Here is a 15,482-nt window from a genome sequence, read left to right on the forward strand (position 1 = left end):
GTCCCTCCCCCTTGTGGGGAGGGGTTGGGGAGGGGTCTTGCCTAAGGGCGAACCGGGCAGACTTGCCTTTCTATCAGGAAAGCCTGACCGCCTCGAACAACGCCGTCAGCCCGATACCGCCGCCGATGCCGATCATGGCGAGGCCGGTCGCGCAGGGCGTCCAGCTGTCCCCGCGCACCAGCTGACTATATAGCCGGCTAACGAGAATTGCGCCGGAGGCTCCGAACGGATGGCCGAGGGCCAGGGCGCCGCCATCCTTGTTGACCGCGTCGGCGGAGATGCCGATCTGATCGAGGGAGGCCAGAACCTGGGCTGCGAAAGCCTCGTTGAATTCGATGGCGTCGATCTCGGAGAGCGAGAGGCCGGGCTGGCGCCGCAGGAGCTTATCCGTCGAGGCGACCGGGCCGATGCCGAGCAGGTTGGGATCGACGCCGGCGGCGGCGCTGTCGATGAAGGCGAGGCCTTTTTGGATGCCCATGCTCTTTGCCATGCCACGGCTCATCACCAGCACCAGGCAGGCGCCGTCATTCACCGGGCAGGCATTGCCTGCCGTCACCGAGCCGTCGGCCTGGAAGACGGGCTTCAGGTTTGCCAGCGCTTCAATCGAGGTCGTGGGGCGAGGGCATTCGTCCCGCTCCACTATGCCGTTGTCGGTGGCGATCTCGACGATCTCCGGCCGGAAGCGGCCCGCTTCGGCGGCTGCGACGGCGAGCCGGTGGCTGCGCAGGGCGAATTCATCCTGCCGCCGGCGCGAGATGCCGAATTGGCGTGCGACATTTTCGGCGGCGACGCCCATCTCGGGATCGCCGATCGTTTCGGGGGAGAACCGCGCGCGTCCGTAGAAGCGCGGCACGGCGCCATTGGCTTTCGGCCTTTCCACGCGCCATGGCGCGGTGCTGACGCTCTCGACGCCGCCGGCGAGAAAACAGGTTCCCGCCTTCGCCTGGATCAGCCGGGCGGCCAGGATGATCGCTTCCAGCCCCGAGCCGCATTGCCGGTCGATGGCGACACCGGGAACGGCCATGGGCAGGCCCGCATGGAGCGCCGCCAGCCGGCCGATATTGCCGCCGCCGCCGGCGGCATTGCCGACCAGCACGTCGTCGACGGCATCGGGCGCAATTCCCGTTTCCGCGACGATCCGGCGGATGATCGGGGCAAGCAGGTCTTCGGCCGCAACCGTCGAAAGCGAGCCGAAGGCACGGCCGATCGGCGTGCGGTAGGCGGCGACCACGACCGGCTGCCAATCCTCGTCAGGCTGATAGGCGTAGGACAAGACCGTCTCCCGAAATCACCGATGCCTCCACCTGCCCGCGCGCGATCTTGCCGCTGCTCGTCATCGGCCAGGCGCCGATATGGTGGAACTGCCTGGGGATCTTGAACCTTGCAAGCCTGCCCGCGCAATGCTCTGCGAGCATTTTCGCATCCATAGCCTCGCCGGAGACGACGGCGACGATCCTTTGGCCGTAATAGGCATCCGGCAGCCCGAAGACGACGGCATCTTCGACGCCGGGGCAGGTTTTCAGCGCGCTCTCGACTTCGGCGGGATAGACGTTGTTGCCGCCTGATATCATCATGCCGCCTGCCCGGCCGATCACCCGCAGCATGCCGTTTTCATCGATCTCGCCGAGATCGCCGACCGTCGCGCCCGCCGGGGTGACCCGGAACGCCCGGCCGTCGTCGCCCCAGAGATAGCCGTTCGCAATCAGGTCACTCTTGACGAAAATGGTGCCGGGCACATCGGCGCCGACATCGTTTTCGTCGGGGTCGCGGATGGAGATTTCGACGCCGGGATAGGCCTGCCCGACCCGGTCGATCGGAAAATCCGTCGCGCCGCCGGCAAGCGTCGAGACGGTCATGAAACCGATCTCGGAGGCGCCGTAATATTCCCGGATGCGCGCCTGCGGAAAAAGGCGGCGCATGGATTCAACCTCGTTGAGGTTCAGCTTGGCGCCGGCGGTCAGCACGTCGCGTAAGGACGCCATCGGCGCGCCCGCCCATGCCCGGGCGATGCCCGCGATGTGGGTCGGCACGGCAATCAGCCGCTCGATGCCGGAAGACAGAATCTGCGCGACCGCGCCGGCATCCCATTTCCCGACCGAATGGAAGGTTGCGCCGGCATCGAGCGCCTCGACGAGTGCGTAAAGCGCCAGGCCATGCGCCAGCGCTCCCGGGCATAGGGTCGAGGGCGCGTCCTGGAGTTCGAAAACGAGGCGTCCCCGGTCGAGGCTGCGGCGCCATTGCTCGCGCGAGCGATAATAGGCCTTCGGCTCGGCTGTCGTGCCCGAGGTAAAACCGATCAGGAAGATCCCCTCGGCATCGACGGGCATATCGTCCCCCATCGCCGTGAGGTCGAAGGGTTCCGCTCCGGCGACGATGACAGGGATGCCGAGCCTGCGGCCGATTTCGGCGCTCGGGCTCGCAGCATCGTCGACGACGAGCATGTCGGGCGCCAGCCGCTCGACGATGCGCTCGATCCTCGCTTCCGGCATCATCGGATCGATGACCGCGCAGGCATTCGCCAGCGCGGTGGCGGCGACGAAATACTCGGCAAAGCCGATGTGATTGCCGAGGCTGACCGCCACGAGCTTCTCGACGCCGGGCAGATCGAATGGACGGCCGTTCGAGCGCGGAAGCGCCTGGATGAACCGGTAGATCGCGCCGGCGCGGGAATGGAGTTCGCTATAGCTCAAGGAGTTGCCGTCGATCACGACCGCCGGCTTGTCAGGTCTCTCCGTGGCGTGTCGAAGAAGCTCCGCGTGGATCGGCATGGGTCAGCCCTGCGACAAGGCGGCTCTGGTCGCCTCCGGGATCGGCGTCGGGCGGCTGTCGGAGAGGCCGACGCAGACCCAGACGAGGCCGCCCGAGGCGCAATGGGCGCCGTCGCGCTGGCGATAGAGCTCGATCGTAAAGGAAAGGCTCGACCGCCCGATCTTCTCGACCCTGACCTTCGCCTCGACGATATCGTCGACGTCGATCGGGCTGTGAAAGGTGATCTCCGCCTTCTTGACGTGATAGGCAACGCCCGAGGTGGTGTGGCGGAAGTGGCTGAGGATCTCGCGGTGGCGCAGGAACTCGACGACCGCATCCTCGCAATAATCGAGGTAAACCGAGTTGTGGACATGACCATAGATGTCGATGTCTCGCATCGAGACCCGGAACGATGCTAAAGGCCTGTCGTCAACGCTCATTCGATCACCGAAATTTCGACGGCGTGTTCTAACCGACTGTGTGGGGGATGCAAATGCAATATCAGGCGGTGGTGCGAAAATTCGGGCCGGCCGAAGAGGTCGTCGGGATCGAACGCACCGAATTGGCGCCACTCAGGCGTGATCATGTTCGAATCCGCCTGCTGGCACGCTCGATCAACCCCTCCGATATCATCACCATATCGGGCGCCTATGCCGGCCGCACCACCCTGCCCTTCATCCCTGGCTTCGAAGCCTTCGGCGTGGTCGAGGCCTGCGGCGAGGAGGTTCATGGGCTTGTGCCGGGAACCCGCGTGCTGCCGGTGCGCAGTGCCGGCGGGTGGCAGGAATTCAAGGATACCGATCCCGCCTGGTGCCTTCGCGTCCCCGACGCGCTTTCGGATTTCGAGGCCGCGACCAGCTACGTCAACCCGATGACCGCCTGGCTGATGCTGCACCACAAGATCAGGCTGAGACCCGGCATGCGCATCGCCATCAATGCCGCCGCCTCATCGATCGGATCGATCCTGATCGGCATGGCGAACGCCGTCGGCGTGGAACCGATCGCAATCGTCCGCAGCGAAGAATCCCTCGCGCGCCTGCATGGCCGGCTCGAGGCCGTCATCGTCGACAAAGCGGACGGCGATCTCGCCGCCGGCCTTGCCGGCCGACACGGGCTCGACGCGGCGCTCGACTGCGTCGGCGGCGCGCGCGCCTCGGTGCTTGCCGATGCGCTGAGGCCCGGCGGGCACTTCCTGCATTACGGCCTGCTGTCGGGAGAGAGCATCCCGCCATCCTTCTGGTCGTCGCATCCCGATATTGCTTTTTCCTTCTGTCACCTCAGGGAATGGGTTCATTCCGAAGCGATGGGCGAGGTCCAGCGCGCATACTCTCAGGTGGCGGCGCAGATCGCTTCCAAGGTCATCGCGACCGAGGTGCGGGAGGTGTTTCCGCTGGAAAAGATCGGCGAGGCGCTGCGCGCCGCCTTGCCCTTCCGCACAGGTGGGAAGGTGCTGTTGGCGTGATGGGGGCGCCTTGGGATGAGTGAAGAGAGGTTGCGACCCTAATTATTGCCCTTCGCTTACGTTTCCTGCGAAGGGCAATAAGGGCTGTGCCGTGTGGCCCCCTCATCTGCCTGCCGGCATCTTCTCCCCGCTGGGGAGAAGGGACCAAGCCGCACGGTGGTCATACCTACCGCAAACGTCTCAGATGGAGCGAGGCGCTCCCACGAGTCTCCTTCTCCCCAGCGGGGAGAAGATGCCGGCAGGCAGATGAGGGGGCTACACGGCACATCCTTCATTGCTTGGCTTCGCTGAGCGCAAGCGAAAGGCAACTAACCGATCCCAAATCTCGATCAGGTGGCAAGCATTGAGCTATTGGCGGCTTAAAACCTAACCCGTCTCATGCCGCTGCCGCGACCGGATGATGACCGGATGATTCCGTTCCGCCCAACCAATCAGCGCCTTCATCGGGATCAGGAACGAACGCCCCATCTCCGTCAGCTCATATTCCACCCGCGGCGGAACCTCGGGATAGACGGTACGCCTGATGAAGCCGTCCTGTTCCAGATGGCGCAATGTCTTGGAGAGCATCTGTTTCGAAATGTCGCCGATCTCGCGCAGCAACTCGTTGAAGCGCTTCTTCCCGTGCTCAAGCGCTTCGAGGGTGAGCAGGCTCCATTGATCGCCAATGCGATCGAGCACGCCTCTGATCGGACAGCCGGCTCCGGGCTGTTGTTTCGGCTCGTCCGTTTCTCCAGGCATGTCCTCTCCTTGGTCATCGCAGGCTGACCTTGCCACCAAAACCTGCCTTCTTGCCGGGCAAGGCGAGGTTTCATAGACCAGCTCTCATAGTCTGTTTTCTAGACTAGATCGTTGATCCATACCAAGGAGCTTGATGCATGAGATTTCAATCGCTTTTCGCACTCGCCATTCTGGCAGGCATCGCCGCGCCGTCAGGCGCTTTCGCTGAATCGGCCGCCCGCGACTTGAAGGTCGAGGAAGCCAACCGGAAGCTGGTGGTGGAATTTTACGACAAGTTCTTCAACAAGCACGATATTGCGGCCGCCTCGGTCATCGCGGAGGATTACCGGCAGCACAACCCGCAGGTTCCCGATGGCAAGCAGCCGCTCATTTCCTTCTTCACCGGCTTCTTCAAGGACAATGCGCAATCGAAGGCGGAGATCGTCCGCAGTGCAGCCGATGGCGATCTCGTCTGGCTGCATGTGCATGCGACGAACGGCGCGGACGACCGCGGCGAGGCCATCGTCGATATCTTCCGCGTCAAGGACGGAAAGATCGTCGAGCACTGGGACGTGATCCAGCCCGTTCCGAAAGAGGCGGCCAACAAGAACACCATGTTCTGAAGTCGACGGGGCCGGCTTCCGGCCGGCCCCATGATTTACGCCCATTGAGCTTTCAATATTTCCGGCAACAGCCTTTTGCGGAAGTCCTCATCGTAGTTGCCCTGGAGTGCGAAGTGCATCTTGTCTTCCAGGGCGAGATAGGCGATGCCGTGGGCGGTGGACCAGGCGGCAAAGATCGGGGCGAGGTTCCGCGCTTCCAATAATGCCTCCAAAGTCGTGCCGTTGACCCGCGCGATGGCTTCGGCGAAAGGCCAAAGAGCCCGTTTGCTCGTTTCTTCGTAAACGGGGTTCGTGCGGTTGACGAGATCCTTGCGGAACATCAGACGGAAGCGGCCGGGATGGTCGAGCGCGAAGGCGACATAGGCCGCGGCCAGCGAGCGCATCCTTCCGGCCGGCGTTCCGTCATCCACTGCCTCATCGAGATAGCGGGCCAGTTCCTCGTAGCCCAGGATCGCAACTTCGGTCAGCAGGCCCGATGCGCTGCCGAAATGGTGCGCGGGCGCTCCCGGCGAAACGCCGGCGCGTCTCGCCGCATCGCGCAATGAAAACCCCTCTATGCCGTTTTCTCTCAGGATATCATCGGTGGCGGTGATCAGCGCCTTCCTCAATTCCCCGTGATGGTATCCCCGCTTTTCAGACACTCATGCGCTCCGTAATTTTTTCGCACCACATCTATACAGCGTTCAAATTGACGTCTATATACGCATCTTAACACTGTTCAAAATAGGATGCAAAGAACTGCGATGTCGAAAAAAACCGCTTTGATCACCGGTGCCTCGTCGGGCATCGGCAATGCCACGACCCGGAAACTGCTGCAGCAGGGCTACCGGGTCTACGTGGCGGCACGCCGCGTCGAGCAGATGCAGGATCTCGTGCAGCGCGGCGCCGTCGCCGTCCCGCTGGATCTCACCAAGGACGAGGAGATCGTGGCGGCGGTCGAACGGATCGTCGCGGAATGCGGCTCGATCGATATTCTCATCAACAATGCCGGTTACGGCTCCTACGGGGCGATCGAAGACGTCCCGGTCGACGAAGGCCGCCGGCAGTTCGAGGTGAACCTCTTCGGGCTTGCCCGGCTGACGCAACTCGTCCTGCCGAAAATGCGCGAGAACAAGTTCGGAAAAATCGTCAACATCACCTCGATCGGCGGCAAGATCTACACGCCGTTCGGCGGCTGGTATCACGCGACGAAGCACGCGCTCGAAGGCTGGTCGGATACGCTTCGCCTGGAAACCAAAGCCTTCGGGATAGACGTCGTCATCGTCGAGCCGGGCGGCGTCAAAACGGAATGGGGACATATCGCCGCCGATAACCTAAGGAAGACGTCAGGCGGCGGCGCCTATGCCAAGGCGGCCAATAATGCCGCGGCCAGCATGCATGAAATCTATTCCGGCTCACGGCTGTCGGACCCCGCCGTCGTGGCGGCCACCATTCTGAAAGCAATCACCGCAGCCAGGCCGAAGACCCGGTATCATACCGGATACATGGCAGGTCCGGTCTTGTGGCTGCGCCGCTGGCTCAGCGACCGGATGTTCGATCGCATCATCACGTCGATGGTCTGAACGGCAGGCGAAGATCCTTAAGATGCGGGTGACGGGGCCGGCTCACGCCGGCCCCGTCAGAGATGGCAGATGATCGTATTGCCGGGAAAGGCCCGCACGCTGCCGTCGAGATTGAATTTGGTATAGACGCCGGTGGGATAGGCGGGATGAGCGCCAGCCGATGGCTGGACGCGCAACTCTGGCCGCGAGCCGTCAGTCGAACACGCGATGCTGAACCTGGATTTACGGAAGGTGTTGCCGGTGGTTATGCCGTTTCGGTCGAAGGCAGCGACAGCTGCGCCACACACCAGTCCCAGACCGCATCGACGGCCTTTCGCGGTGATGAGGAGCGTTTGCGCACGAGGAAGTAGTCGGGTCCGATGATCGCCGTCGCATCCGTCACCCGCACCAGCCGCCCGGCCTCGAGATCGGCCGTGACGAAAGCCCGGCAGGCGAGCACGACGCCCTGGCCGGCGAGTGCGGCATCCAGCGCCAGTGTCGTATGGTTGAAGGCCGCGCCGGGCAGCTTCTCGCGCGTGCGCAGGAATACCGGCCAGTGATCGTGCGAGTCATGCAGAAGCGGCAGTTTGCGAAGTTCTTCGATGCTCAAGGGCAAGGTCAGGCCCTTGACCAGATGCGGGCTTGCGACCGCGACCAGCTCCTGGCGGAACAAGAGCTGCGCCTGCAGGTTCGCCGGAAAAGGCGGGCGGGTGAGGCGCACTGCGATATCCACCTGGTCGCGGTCGAAATCGGCGAGCGCTTCGGTCGCGACCGTCCTCAGATCGATATCGGGAAGGGCGGCATAGAGCTCGGCGAGCCGCGGGATCAGCAGCCTGGTGGCGACCGTGGGGGTGGCGCTGATCGTCACCATTTCCGGCCGGTCGAGAAGCCGCCCGGTTGCCTCCGCGAGCGTATCGAAGGCGCGCGTCACATCCGCCAGATAGGCAGTGCCATAGGCAGTGAGCGCAAGGCCGCGGGCAAGGCGCTGGAACAGCCTGAGGCCGAGCTGCTCTTCCAGCGCGCGAACCTGCTGCGCGACCGCCCCTTGCGTGACGCCGAGTTCCTCGGCGGCGGCGCGGAAATTCAGCCGGCGGCCCGAGGCCTCGAAGGCGCGGAGCGCATTCAGAGGCGGCAGCGTGCGGCGGGATTGGGTCATCGGCATATCCAGTAGATTTTCTACAGTCTGACAGCTTTCTTTCTCGCGCGAAAGTCCCACCGGCATCTGTCATAATGCCGCGCAAAATCAGCTATCGGAGGTCTCAATGTCTGAAGGAAAAGTCGCTCTCATCACCGCAGGCGGGTCCGGCATGGGGGCTGCGGCGGCCCGGAAGCTCGCGGCGGACGGCTATCGCGTCGCGATTCTTTCTTCCTCCGGCAAGGGAGAGGCGCTGGCGAAGGAACTCGGCGGCGTCGGCGTCACCGGCTCGAACCAGTCGAACGACGATGTCAAGCGCCTCGTCGATCTGGCGATGGAGCGATGGGGCCGGATCGATGCTTTGGTCAATTCCGCCGGCCACGGCCCGCGTGCGCCGATCCTCGAAATCTCCGACGAGGATTGGCACAAGAGCATGGAGGTCTATTTCCTCAGTGCGGTGCGGCCGACCCGGCTGGTGACGCCGATCATGGAAGCCCAGGGCGGCGGCGCGATCGTCAATATCTCCACGGCATGGGCCTTCGAACCCTCTGCGATGTTCCCGACCTCGGCGGTCGCCCGGGCGGGACTGGCGAGCTTCACCAAGATCTTCGCGGATACCTATGCGTCGAAGAACATCCGCATGAACAACGTCCTGCCCGGCTGGATCGACAGCCTGCCCGCCACCGACGAGCGGCGCGACAGCGTTCCGATGGGCCGCTACGGCACCAGCGAGGAAATCGCCGCCACCATCGCCTTCCTCCTGTCTGAGGGTGCGGGATATATCACCGGCCAGAACATCCGCGTCGACGGCGGCATTGCCCGTTCCGTCTGAGCGAGGCGTGGCGGTGGATCTCGCTGACATCGATGCTTCGGCATGGACGGAGCTCGAAACGGCTGCTGCGGCTCCGCAGTCGGGTTTCCGCTATGTGAACCTCTGCTCGGTCGATGCCGAGGCCAGGCCGCAGGCGCGCATGGTCGTGCTGCGGGCGGCCGGCAGAGCGACGCGCAGCCTCGAATTTCACACCGATACGCGAAGCCGGAAATGGCTGGAGCTTTCGGCAAACCCTCACGTTACTGTGCTCGGCTTCTGCCCGCAGGCCCGGCTGCAGCTTCGGCTTCAGGGCACGGTCGAACGCCACGGCCCCGGAAGCGAACGCGCCGAAACCGCCTGGGAGAGACTGCCTGGCCGGACGCGGATGACCTATGCCGGCGGTCCGCCGGGAGACGAGTGCGCCTTCGAAGCCATGGACGAATTGCCGGAACTTCTCGAGGAAGCGGAGGGGAAGTCGCGCTTCGGTGTGCTGAGTTTTCGCGCCCGGACGCTGGATTGGTTCGAGCTGCGCCAGCAGGACAACCGAAGAGCCTTGTTCAGCTATGACGAAACCGGCGCCCTCTCCCATGGGCGCTGGGTCAATCCGTGAGGCTGAAATGACGGTGCGAATCCATGTTAAGTGCATGACATGAATAGGCCGGCGGCCTATTCTCGGATTCGCTCATCCTTTTCGGAAAGTTGCCTCGCTTGAACGCAGACCTGGGACTCTGGCCGCGACCGGTCAGCCTGACCGATATCGAATATGCCGTGCTGCGTCATATCCGCCTCCATCCCGGCAAGAGCCGGACGGAGATCGCGACGGTGCTCGGCCTGTCGAAATCCATGCTGACCAAGGCCGTCGCCAATTTCGACCGGTTCAAGCTGATCCGCGAGGAACGCGCCGTCCTCGACGACGGCGAGCGCGGCCAGCCGCCGTTGATGCTGTCGCTGAACGACGACGCCTTTCACAGCATCGGCCTCTATATCAGGCAGGGGCTCTATGCCGTCACCCGCTCCGATCTCAGCGGCAATATCCAGGAGCGCGTGTCGCGCCAGTCCGATGCGCCGATCGAGCCGATCCTCGACGATATCGCCCGGCTGATCGAGACGTCGCCCTCCCCCATTCTCGGTGTCGGCCATGCCGTTCCCGCGCTGGTCGGCGAGGACGGCACGCTCTTCGAGGTCACGCCGACGCAGGCCGCCCTACCCTTGTCGGAGCTTGCCGAGAGGATCGGCGCCCGCTTCCGGCTTCCGGTCTATTGGGACAACGGCACCTATTGCGCCGCGGCTTTCGAGGCGCACCGGCCGCGCACCGACCACCGCTGCCTCTTCTATATCTCGCTGGATTTCGGCGTCGGCGGCGGTCTCGTCACCAAGGGCGCGGTCTTTCGCGGCGCGTTCAATCAGGCCTCGAATATCGGCGCACTCATTCCCGAAACCGGTCCCCGGCCCAACCTTTCCGATCTCGCCCGCCATCTCGGCTGTCCGCTGGAACAGCTTTCGGAGGATTTCCTCTCGGCGCTGTTTCGGGAAGGCGATGCCCGCTTCATCGACTGGATCGACGACCGCGGCGAGAGGCTGTCGAAGCCGCTTGCGACCGTCGTCCAGCTCTTCAATCCCGATGCGATCGTCGTCGGCGGTTTCTTCCCGCGCGAAGTGCTGGAGCGGCTGTGCGCGCGGGTCGATCTCGGCGCCCTCGACGTGGCCGGCCGGCGGCCGCTGACCAGGCCGACGCTCGCCGTCACGCGCCTGCCCGGTCCCGCCGGGCTTGCCGAGGCGGCCTCGCTGCTGCCGATCGCCGCCGAGCTGCTCGGCCAGCATTCACCGAAGGCCGATACCCGTCGTCAGCGATAGCGTGGCTCGATCAATCGATGCGGGGACGCTCCGATTTCGGCGTCGCCAGCCCGTGCTTGGCGAGCTCCAGCGTCAGGATGCGGGTTTCGAGCAGGTTGAAGATGCGCAAAACAGCCTCGACCGCATCGAAGGGCTTGGTCAGAAAATCCTTGGCGCCGAGCGAAAGCGCGCGCCGGCGCGTCGGCAGGGTCGCATCCGCCGTCAGCACCAGGATCGGCAGATAGCTGTTCTCAGGGATGAGCCTTGCGAAAGTCTCCAATAGCGCAAAGCCGTCGAGATCCGGCATCATCAGGTCGAGAAGCACGAGATCGACGGGACGCTCGCGGAAGAGCCGCAGGGCCTCGCGCGGTTCGGTGGTGCTGATCAGCGCCGTGAAGCCTTCGCGCTTGAGGATGCGCTCCAGGAGCGAGACGTTGGCGGGCTCGTCATCGACGATCAGGATCGTCGAGCGGCGCACGATATCGGTGGAATCTGTCATGGACCAAACTTCGTCGAAAGCGATGCCGAACTGATATCAAGCGGCGCGGTCAAATCAAAGATATGCCTTCTGGCATCGCCAGGCTGCCGAACAAACGACTGCAAAACCTGGACGTGATCCTCGGCCTTGTGCCGAAGATCTGCGCCGGCCCGATTAAGGATCTGAAAACGAGTGGTTTCCTGTCAAACAATTGTTGTGGTTAGATGCTCGGCACAAGGCCGAGCATGACGGAGGAGACGCTGTGGACAAACCGTAGGCGCCCTACGGCACCGCGACGTCCCGCGCCTCGGCGTCCCGTGTCGCCGCAGGCGCACGCGGCAGGTCGATATAAAAAGTAGCGCCGCCTTCCCGGTTGGCGAAGCCGAGCGTTCCGCCCATGGCGTCGATCAGGTGTTTGGAGAGCGCCAGCCCGAGGCCGGTTCCCTCCTGGCTGATCCGCTCGGCGCCCAGCCGGTCGAACGGCGTGAACAGCCGCGCGATGCGCTCGGCCGGAATGCCGGGGCCGGTGTCGCTGACCTCGATGCGGACACGGTCTCCATCGATCGTGCGGTGGCTGACGGTCACGCTTCCCCAGGGGCGATTGTATTTCACCGCATTGGAAAGCAGGTTGAGGAACACCTGCAGGAGACGCCGCCGGTCGGCCATGACGTCAAGATCCGGCTCGGCCTCGACCACCTCGATGCGGATCTGCTGCTTGCCGCAGAGCGGCCTTGCCAGCGACACGGCTTCGTCGATCACCTCAGCGACGGGCTGGGCTTCGACGGCAAGATCCATGCGGCCGGCCTCGATTCTGGCCATGTCGAGCACCTCGTCGATCAGGCTCAAGAGATGGCGGCCGGCCCGCAGGATCTGCGCGACGCTTTCCCTGGATTCGGCATCGGTGACGTCCATCTCCAGAAGCTGCGCGAAACCGAGCACGGAATTCAGCGGCGTGCGCAGCTCGTGGCTCATGCGCGACAGGAATTCGCTCTTGGCGTTGCTGGCGCGCACCGCATCCTCGCGGGCGGCAAGCAGGGCTTCTTCGAATTGCTTGCGCTCGGTAATGTCGCGGGTGATCTTGGAAAAGCCGCGCAGCCGGCCCGTCTCGTCATGAAGGGCGGTGACGACGACGTGGGACCAGAAGCGCGATCCGTCCTTGCGCAGGCGCCAGCCCTCCGCCTCGGTGCGTCCGTCGCGCGCCGCCTTGGCAAGCTCTTCCGCCGGAAACGTGTCCCTGGTCTGGGCGGGATAGAAGCGGGAAAAATGCTGCCCGATGATCTCCTCGGCGCCATAGCCGGTGATCCGCTCGGCGCCGGCATTCCAGCTCACCACCCGCCCCTCGGCATCGAGCCCGAAGATGCCGTAATCGCTGACGCCTTCGACCAGCTGGCGGAAGCGCTCCTCGCTTTCGGTAAGATCGGCCTCGCGTCTTTTCAGAAGCACGCTCGCATCTTCGAGCGCCCGTCCGAGGCTGCCGAGCTCATCGCGGAAGGGATCGGCCACCGTCACGACCGCGCCCTGCGACAACAGATGCGCTTGGGCTTTCAGCGCATGCACGCGGCGCACGATGCTGGCCGAAAACAGGAAGACGGCGACGAGCGCGCCGGCAAAGCCGAGAAAGCCGGCGGCGATCATCAGGCTTCGCGACAGCGTACGGACCCGGTCGGCGGCTTCGGTTCTCGCGTTCAGCAGATCGGCCTCCCGCCGGCTCATCGCGTCGATCTCCCGCCTCAGCGTGTCGAGCACCTGCTTGCCTTCGATCAGCTGGGCCGCAAGATCCTCGCGCCCGCCGGCCCTGAGCGTATCGGCCCGTTTCAAGAGTTCGAGCCGGCCGACTTTCGCATCGACCAGGGCGCGGATGCGTTCGAGCCGGTCCTTCTGCTCCTCATCCCGCAGCCGCCGGCCGACCTCGTCGAGCACGACGGGCAGCCTGTCCTCGGCCCGGTTGAAGGGATCGAGAAAATCGGTCCGGCCGGTCAGGAGATAACCGCGCATGGCCGTCGCCGCTTCGGCGATCAGGGCATGCAGTTCCTGAATGCCCGACTGGATCTCCAGCGTGACGCGCACCTGATCCTCGGCGATGCGGCTCTGCCGGTCGGCGACGAAAACCGAGGCGAGTGCGGCCAGCAGCAGCGCCAGCGGCACCATGATGATGACGATGCCCTTGGCCCGGAGCGGCAGGTCGGCGAAGCGCAGCCTCATGGCTCTTCCTTCGCCGTCTGCACCAACCCGCCGCGCACGGCCATGACGGCGGCCTGCGTCCTGTCGCCGGCGCCGAGCTTGCCGATGATGCGCTCGACATGGATCTTCACCGTGCCGGGAGAGATCTTCAGCGCCCGGCCGATCTCCTTGTTGGTCAGGCCTTCGGCCACCTTCGCCAGCACCTCGCGCTCGCGCACCGTCAGCGTCTCCAGCGTGCTGGCATTGGTCTGCGGCTTGGTGGCGGCGCGGCGCAAGAGCCTTGCAACGAGCGGGCCGTCGAAGAAGGCATCGCCCGAGAGCACGCGGCGGATCGTGCGCAGGATATCCTCGCGGCTCGCATCCTTCAGCAGATAGCCGGTGGCGCCGGCCTCGATCGCCGCTTCGAGATAATCGAGGCTGTCATGCATGGTGATGATCATGACGCGAGTGCCGGGCGAGACGCGGCGGATCTCGCGGGTGGCGGCGAGCCCGTCCATGCGCGGCATGCGGATGTCGAGCAGTGCCAGATCCGGCCTGTGGGCGGCGCAGGCCTCGACCGCTTCCATGCCGTCGCGCACATCGAAGGCGACATGGAAATCCTCCTGGCCGCCGATCATGGCGATGAGGCCGGCGCGGGCGATGTCGTGATCGTCGGCAACGAGAATGGAGGCGGTCATTCCGTCGTCTCCTGCGCAAGCGGGGCTGCGGCGCGGACATGGGTGCCGCCGGAAGCGCCTGATACGATCTCGAAGCGGCCGCCGAGCAGCGCCAGGCGCTCGCGCATGCCGGCGATACCGAGCCGTGCTCCCCGCTGCTCGGCCTGGGGATGGCGCCCCTCGCCGATGCCCTTTCCATCGTCGATCACTTCGAGATGCGCTTCGCCCGCGCCGTCTTCGAAGAGGCGCACGATGAGCCGGCTCGCCTCGGCGTGTTTGATCACATTGGTGATCGCCTCCTGGGCGACGCGGTAGAAGATGATCCCCGCCGATGCCGGCCAGCGGTCGGCGCCGGCATCGAGATCGGCGATCACCTCCATGCCGTCGATCGCATCGAGGCGCGTGCGCAGTGCGGCGGCGACACCGAGATCGTCGAGCTCCGGCGGCCGCAGATCAGCGATCGCCGCGCGAAGATCGGCGACGGAATGGCGCGCGAGCGCCGCAAGCTCATCGATCTCGGGTTTGAGCGCATGCGCCTCGCCGATGCGCGCCGCCAGATCCTGCAGGCGGTAGCTGAGGCCGGCGGCAAGCTGGGCCGAGCCGTCGTGCAGGTCGAGCGCCACCCGCTGGCGCTCCTGCTCCTGCGCCTGGATCAGTTGCGCCACGAGGGCCGCGAGTTCGCTGCGCTGCCGTTCGAGATCGCCGAGCAGCGCCTGCTTTTCCGCTGCCTGCCGTTCCAGATTGCAGGCGTCGGAAAGCTGGCCGGCCACCACCTCCAATGTCTTCAGGTCGTCGGCATCGACGCCGCGTCCCCGTGATGGGCCCAGCAGCGTGAGGCTGAGACCCGAGCCGTCTTCGGAGGCAAACAGGATGCCGTCGTTTTCCATGCTCCTGCCGATCGCCAGCCGCGCTGGCGCTGCTTCGTGCAAGGAGGGAAAGACGAGTTCGGCCCGGGAGGCGCCGGCAAAATCGGAAAGCCGGGACAGCACCTCGGGCGCGGCCGTTTCGAAGGCCTGCGCATCGAGCAGGTTTCGTGCCTCGATGATGAAGCGCAGCCGCGCCGCGCGGGCTTCCGCCGCCCGGTAGAGCGCCCGCATTTCCACGACATCGGGCGAATGGGCGGTATCGATATTGTGCTCCAGACCCAAAGGGACTGCTCCTCAAATGAATGACGCGGGCACGATAGTCATTCCGGCGCGAATGTCATCTATGCCGTTCGGCAGACCGGATCGAGGCCACCCGGCAGATGGGGCAGCGGCGCCCGGCACCTTAGATCTCGGTCATGCGGTCGACCGAT

Annotated in this window: 17 protein-coding genes; 6 read left to right on the plus strand and 11 right to left on the minus strand. The window is 64.7% G+C overall.

What is annotated here, in order from left to right; genetic code table 11:
- Positions 1–73 precede the first annotated feature (73 nt).
- Genes QD408_RS23880 through QD408_RS23890 form a run of 3 tightly spaced genes read right to left on the minus strand, consistent with a single transcriptional unit; the run spans position 74 to position 3,188 of the window.
- Positions 74–1,273: a thiolase family protein gene (locus QD408_RS23880; protein ID WP_414140991.1), complete on the minus strand. Its 1,200-nt coding sequence runs from the start codon at positions 1,271–1,273 to the stop codon at positions 74–76.
- The gene (locus tag QD408_RS23885) at positions 1,251–2,768 is read right to left on the minus strand and encodes a class I adenylate-forming enzyme family protein (RefSeq protein ID WP_414140992.1); all 1,518 of its coding nucleotides are present in this window, start codon (positions 2,766–2,768) and stop codon (positions 1,251–1,253) included. Before QD408_RS23885 ends, QD408_RS23880 begins: the two co-directional genes overlap by 23 nt.
- 3 nt (positions 2,769–2,771) lie before the next feature.
- On the minus strand, positions 2,772–3,188 hold the full coding sequence (locus QD408_RS23890) for an acyl-CoA thioesterase (RefSeq protein ID WP_088681421.1): 417 nt from the start codon (positions 3,186–3,188) through the stop codon (positions 2,772–2,774).
- 53 nt (positions 3,189–3,241) lie between these two features.
- On the opposite strand from QD408_RS23890, the gene QD408_RS23895 reads away from it, so the two are divergent.
- Positions 3,242–4,210: a zinc-dependent alcohol dehydrogenase family protein gene (locus QD408_RS23895; protein ID WP_414140993.1), complete on the plus strand. Its 969-nt coding sequence runs from the start codon at positions 3,242–3,244 to the stop codon at positions 4,208–4,210.
- A 366-nt stretch (positions 4,211–4,576) separates the two neighbouring features.
- Here QD408_RS23895 and QD408_RS23900 read toward each other — a convergent pair whose 3' ends face one another.
- Positions 4,577–4,948 carry a winged helix-turn-helix transcriptional regulator gene (locus tag QD408_RS23900; RefSeq protein ID WP_414140994.1) on the minus strand — a complete coding sequence of 124 codons (372 nt, stop codon included), beginning with the start codon at positions 4,946–4,948 and terminating at the stop codon, positions 4,577–4,579.
- Between the two features lie 137 nt (positions 4,949–5,085).
- Between QD408_RS23900 and QD408_RS23905 the strand changes: the two genes are divergently transcribed.
- On the plus strand, positions 5,086–5,550 hold the full coding sequence (locus QD408_RS23905; protein ID WP_414140995.1) for a nuclear transport factor 2 family protein: 465 nt from the start codon (positions 5,086–5,088) through the stop codon (positions 5,548–5,550).
- Between the two features lie 35 nt (positions 5,551–5,585).
- Here QD408_RS23905 and QD408_RS23910 read toward each other — a convergent pair whose 3' ends face one another.
- Positions 5,586–6,191 (minus strand): TetR/AcrR family transcriptional regulator, encoded by a 606-nt coding sequence (locus QD408_RS23910; protein WP_414140996.1) that lies wholly within the window; start codon positions 6,189–6,191, stop codon positions 5,586–5,588.
- Positions 6,192–6,293: 102 nt separating this feature from the next.
- On the opposite strand from QD408_RS23910, the gene QD408_RS23915 reads away from it, so the two are divergent.
- Entirely contained in the window at positions 6,294–7,112 is an 819-nt protein-coding gene (locus QD408_RS23915; RefSeq protein WP_414140997.1) for an oxidoreductase, read from the plus strand.
- A 56-nt stretch (positions 7,113–7,168) separates the two neighbouring features.
- Here the strand turns inward: QD408_RS23915 and QD408_RS23920 are convergent, their stop codons facing one another.
- Both QD408_RS23920 and QD408_RS23925 read right to left on the minus strand, forming a co-directional pair.
- Entirely contained in the window at positions 7,169–7,288 is a 120-nt protein-coding gene (locus tag QD408_RS23920) for a DUF1868 domain-containing protein (RefSeq protein ID WP_414140998.1), read from the minus strand.
- Between the two features lie 68 nt (positions 7,289–7,356).
- Positions 7,357–8,247, minus strand: coding sequence for a LysR substrate-binding domain-containing protein (locus tag QD408_RS23925; RefSeq protein ID WP_414140999.1), 891 nt, complete (start codon positions 8,245–8,247; stop codon positions 7,357–7,359).
- A 106-nt stretch (positions 8,248–8,353) separates the two neighbouring features.
- On the opposite strand from QD408_RS23925, the gene QD408_RS23930 reads away from it, so the two are divergent.
- The 3 genes from QD408_RS23930 (at position 8,354) to QD408_RS23940 (ending at position 10,891) form a co-directional block, all read left to right on the plus strand.
- On the plus strand, positions 8,354–9,058 hold the full coding sequence (locus QD408_RS23930; RefSeq protein WP_414141000.1) for an SDR family oxidoreductase: 705 nt from the start codon (positions 8,354–8,356) through the stop codon (positions 9,056–9,058).
- A 13-nt stretch (positions 9,059–9,071) separates the two neighbouring features.
- A complete protein-coding gene (locus QD408_RS23935) occupies positions 9,072–9,647 on the plus strand; it encodes a pyridoxamine 5'-phosphate oxidase family protein (RefSeq protein ID WP_414141002.1) in 576 nt (191 codons plus the stop codon).
- Positions 9,648–9,745: 98 nt separating this feature from the next.
- Entirely contained in the window at positions 9,746–10,891 is a 1,146-nt protein-coding gene (locus QD408_RS23940) for an ROK family transcriptional regulator (protein WP_414141003.1), read from the plus strand.
- Positions 10,892–10,901: 10 nt separating this feature from the next.
- Here QD408_RS23940 and QD408_RS23945 read toward each other — a convergent pair whose 3' ends face one another.
- The 4 genes from QD408_RS23945 to QD408_RS23960 all read right to left on the minus strand — a co-directional run bounded on the left by QD408_RS23945 (position 10,902) and on the right by QD408_RS23960 (position 15,333).
- A complete protein-coding gene (locus QD408_RS23945) occupies positions 10,902–11,369 on the minus strand; it encodes a response regulator (protein ID WP_414141004.1) in 468 nt (155 codons plus the stop codon).
- A gap of 261 nt (positions 11,370–11,630) precedes the next feature.
- Positions 11,631–13,550, minus strand: a complete 1,920-nt coding sequence (locus tag QD408_RS23950) for an ATP-binding protein (RefSeq protein ID WP_414141005.1) — start codon at positions 13,548–13,550, stop codon at positions 11,631–11,633.
- A complete protein-coding gene (locus tag QD408_RS23955; protein ID WP_088683250.1) occupies positions 13,547–14,206 on the minus strand; it encodes a response regulator in 660 nt (219 codons plus the stop codon). Before QD408_RS23955 ends, QD408_RS23950 begins: the two co-directional genes overlap by 4 nt.
- Positions 14,203–15,333 (minus strand): sensor histidine kinase, encoded by a 1,131-nt coding sequence (locus QD408_RS23960; RefSeq protein ID WP_414141006.1) that lies wholly within the window; start codon positions 15,331–15,333, stop codon positions 14,203–14,205. The genes QD408_RS23955 and QD408_RS23960 overlap by 4 nt, the downstream gene beginning before the upstream one ends.
- Positions 15,334–15,482: the final 149 nt, after the last annotated feature.

This window comes from Rhizobium sp. BR 249 (assembly GCF_047445895.1).
Classification (GTDB): domain Bacteria; phylum Pseudomonadota; class Alphaproteobacteria; order Rhizobiales; family Rhizobiaceae; genus Rhizobium.

Excerpts from the sequence above, each read along its gene's own strand:
- QD408_RS23885 (WP_414140992.1), bottom strand. The coding sequence starts at position 2,768 with ATGCCGATCCACGCGGAGCTTCTTCGACACGCCACGGAGAGACCTGAC.
- QD408_RS23890 (WP_088681421.1), bottom strand. The coding sequence starts at position 3,188 with ATGAGCGTTGACGACAGGCCTTTAGCATCGTTCCGGGTCTCGATGCGA.
- QD408_RS23895 (WP_414140993.1), top strand. The coding sequence starts at position 3,242 with ATGCAATATCAGGCGGTGGTGCGAAAATTCGGGCCGGCCGAAGAGGTC.
- QD408_RS23900 (WP_414140994.1), bottom strand. The coding sequence starts at position 4,948 with ATGCCTGGAGAAACGGACGAGCCGAAACAACAGCCCGGAGCCGGCTGT.
- QD408_RS23905 (WP_414140995.1), top strand. The coding sequence starts at position 5,086 with ATGAGATTTCAATCGCTTTTCGCACTCGCCATTCTGGCAGGCATCGCC.
- QD408_RS23915 (WP_414140997.1), top strand. The coding sequence starts at position 6,294 with ATGTCGAAAAAAACCGCTTTGATCACCGGTGCCTCGTCGGGCATCGGC.
- QD408_RS23925 (WP_414140999.1), bottom strand. The coding sequence starts at position 8,247 with ATGACCCAATCCCGCCGCACGCTGCCGCCTCTGAATGCGCTCCGCGCC.
- QD408_RS23930 (WP_414141000.1), top strand. The coding sequence starts at position 8,354 with ATGTCTGAAGGAAAAGTCGCTCTCATCACCGCAGGCGGGTCCGGCATG.
- QD408_RS23945 (WP_414141004.1), bottom strand. The coding sequence starts at position 11,369 with ATGACAGATTCCACCGATATCGTGCGCCGCTCGACGATCCTGATCGTC.
- QD408_RS23950 (WP_414141005.1), bottom strand. The coding sequence starts at position 13,550 with ATGAGGCTGCGCTTCGCCGACCTGCCGCTCCGGGCCAAGGGCATCGTC.
- QD408_RS23955 (WP_088683250.1), bottom strand. The coding sequence starts at position 14,206 with ATGACCGCCTCCATTCTCGTTGCCGACGATCACGACATCGCCCGCGCC.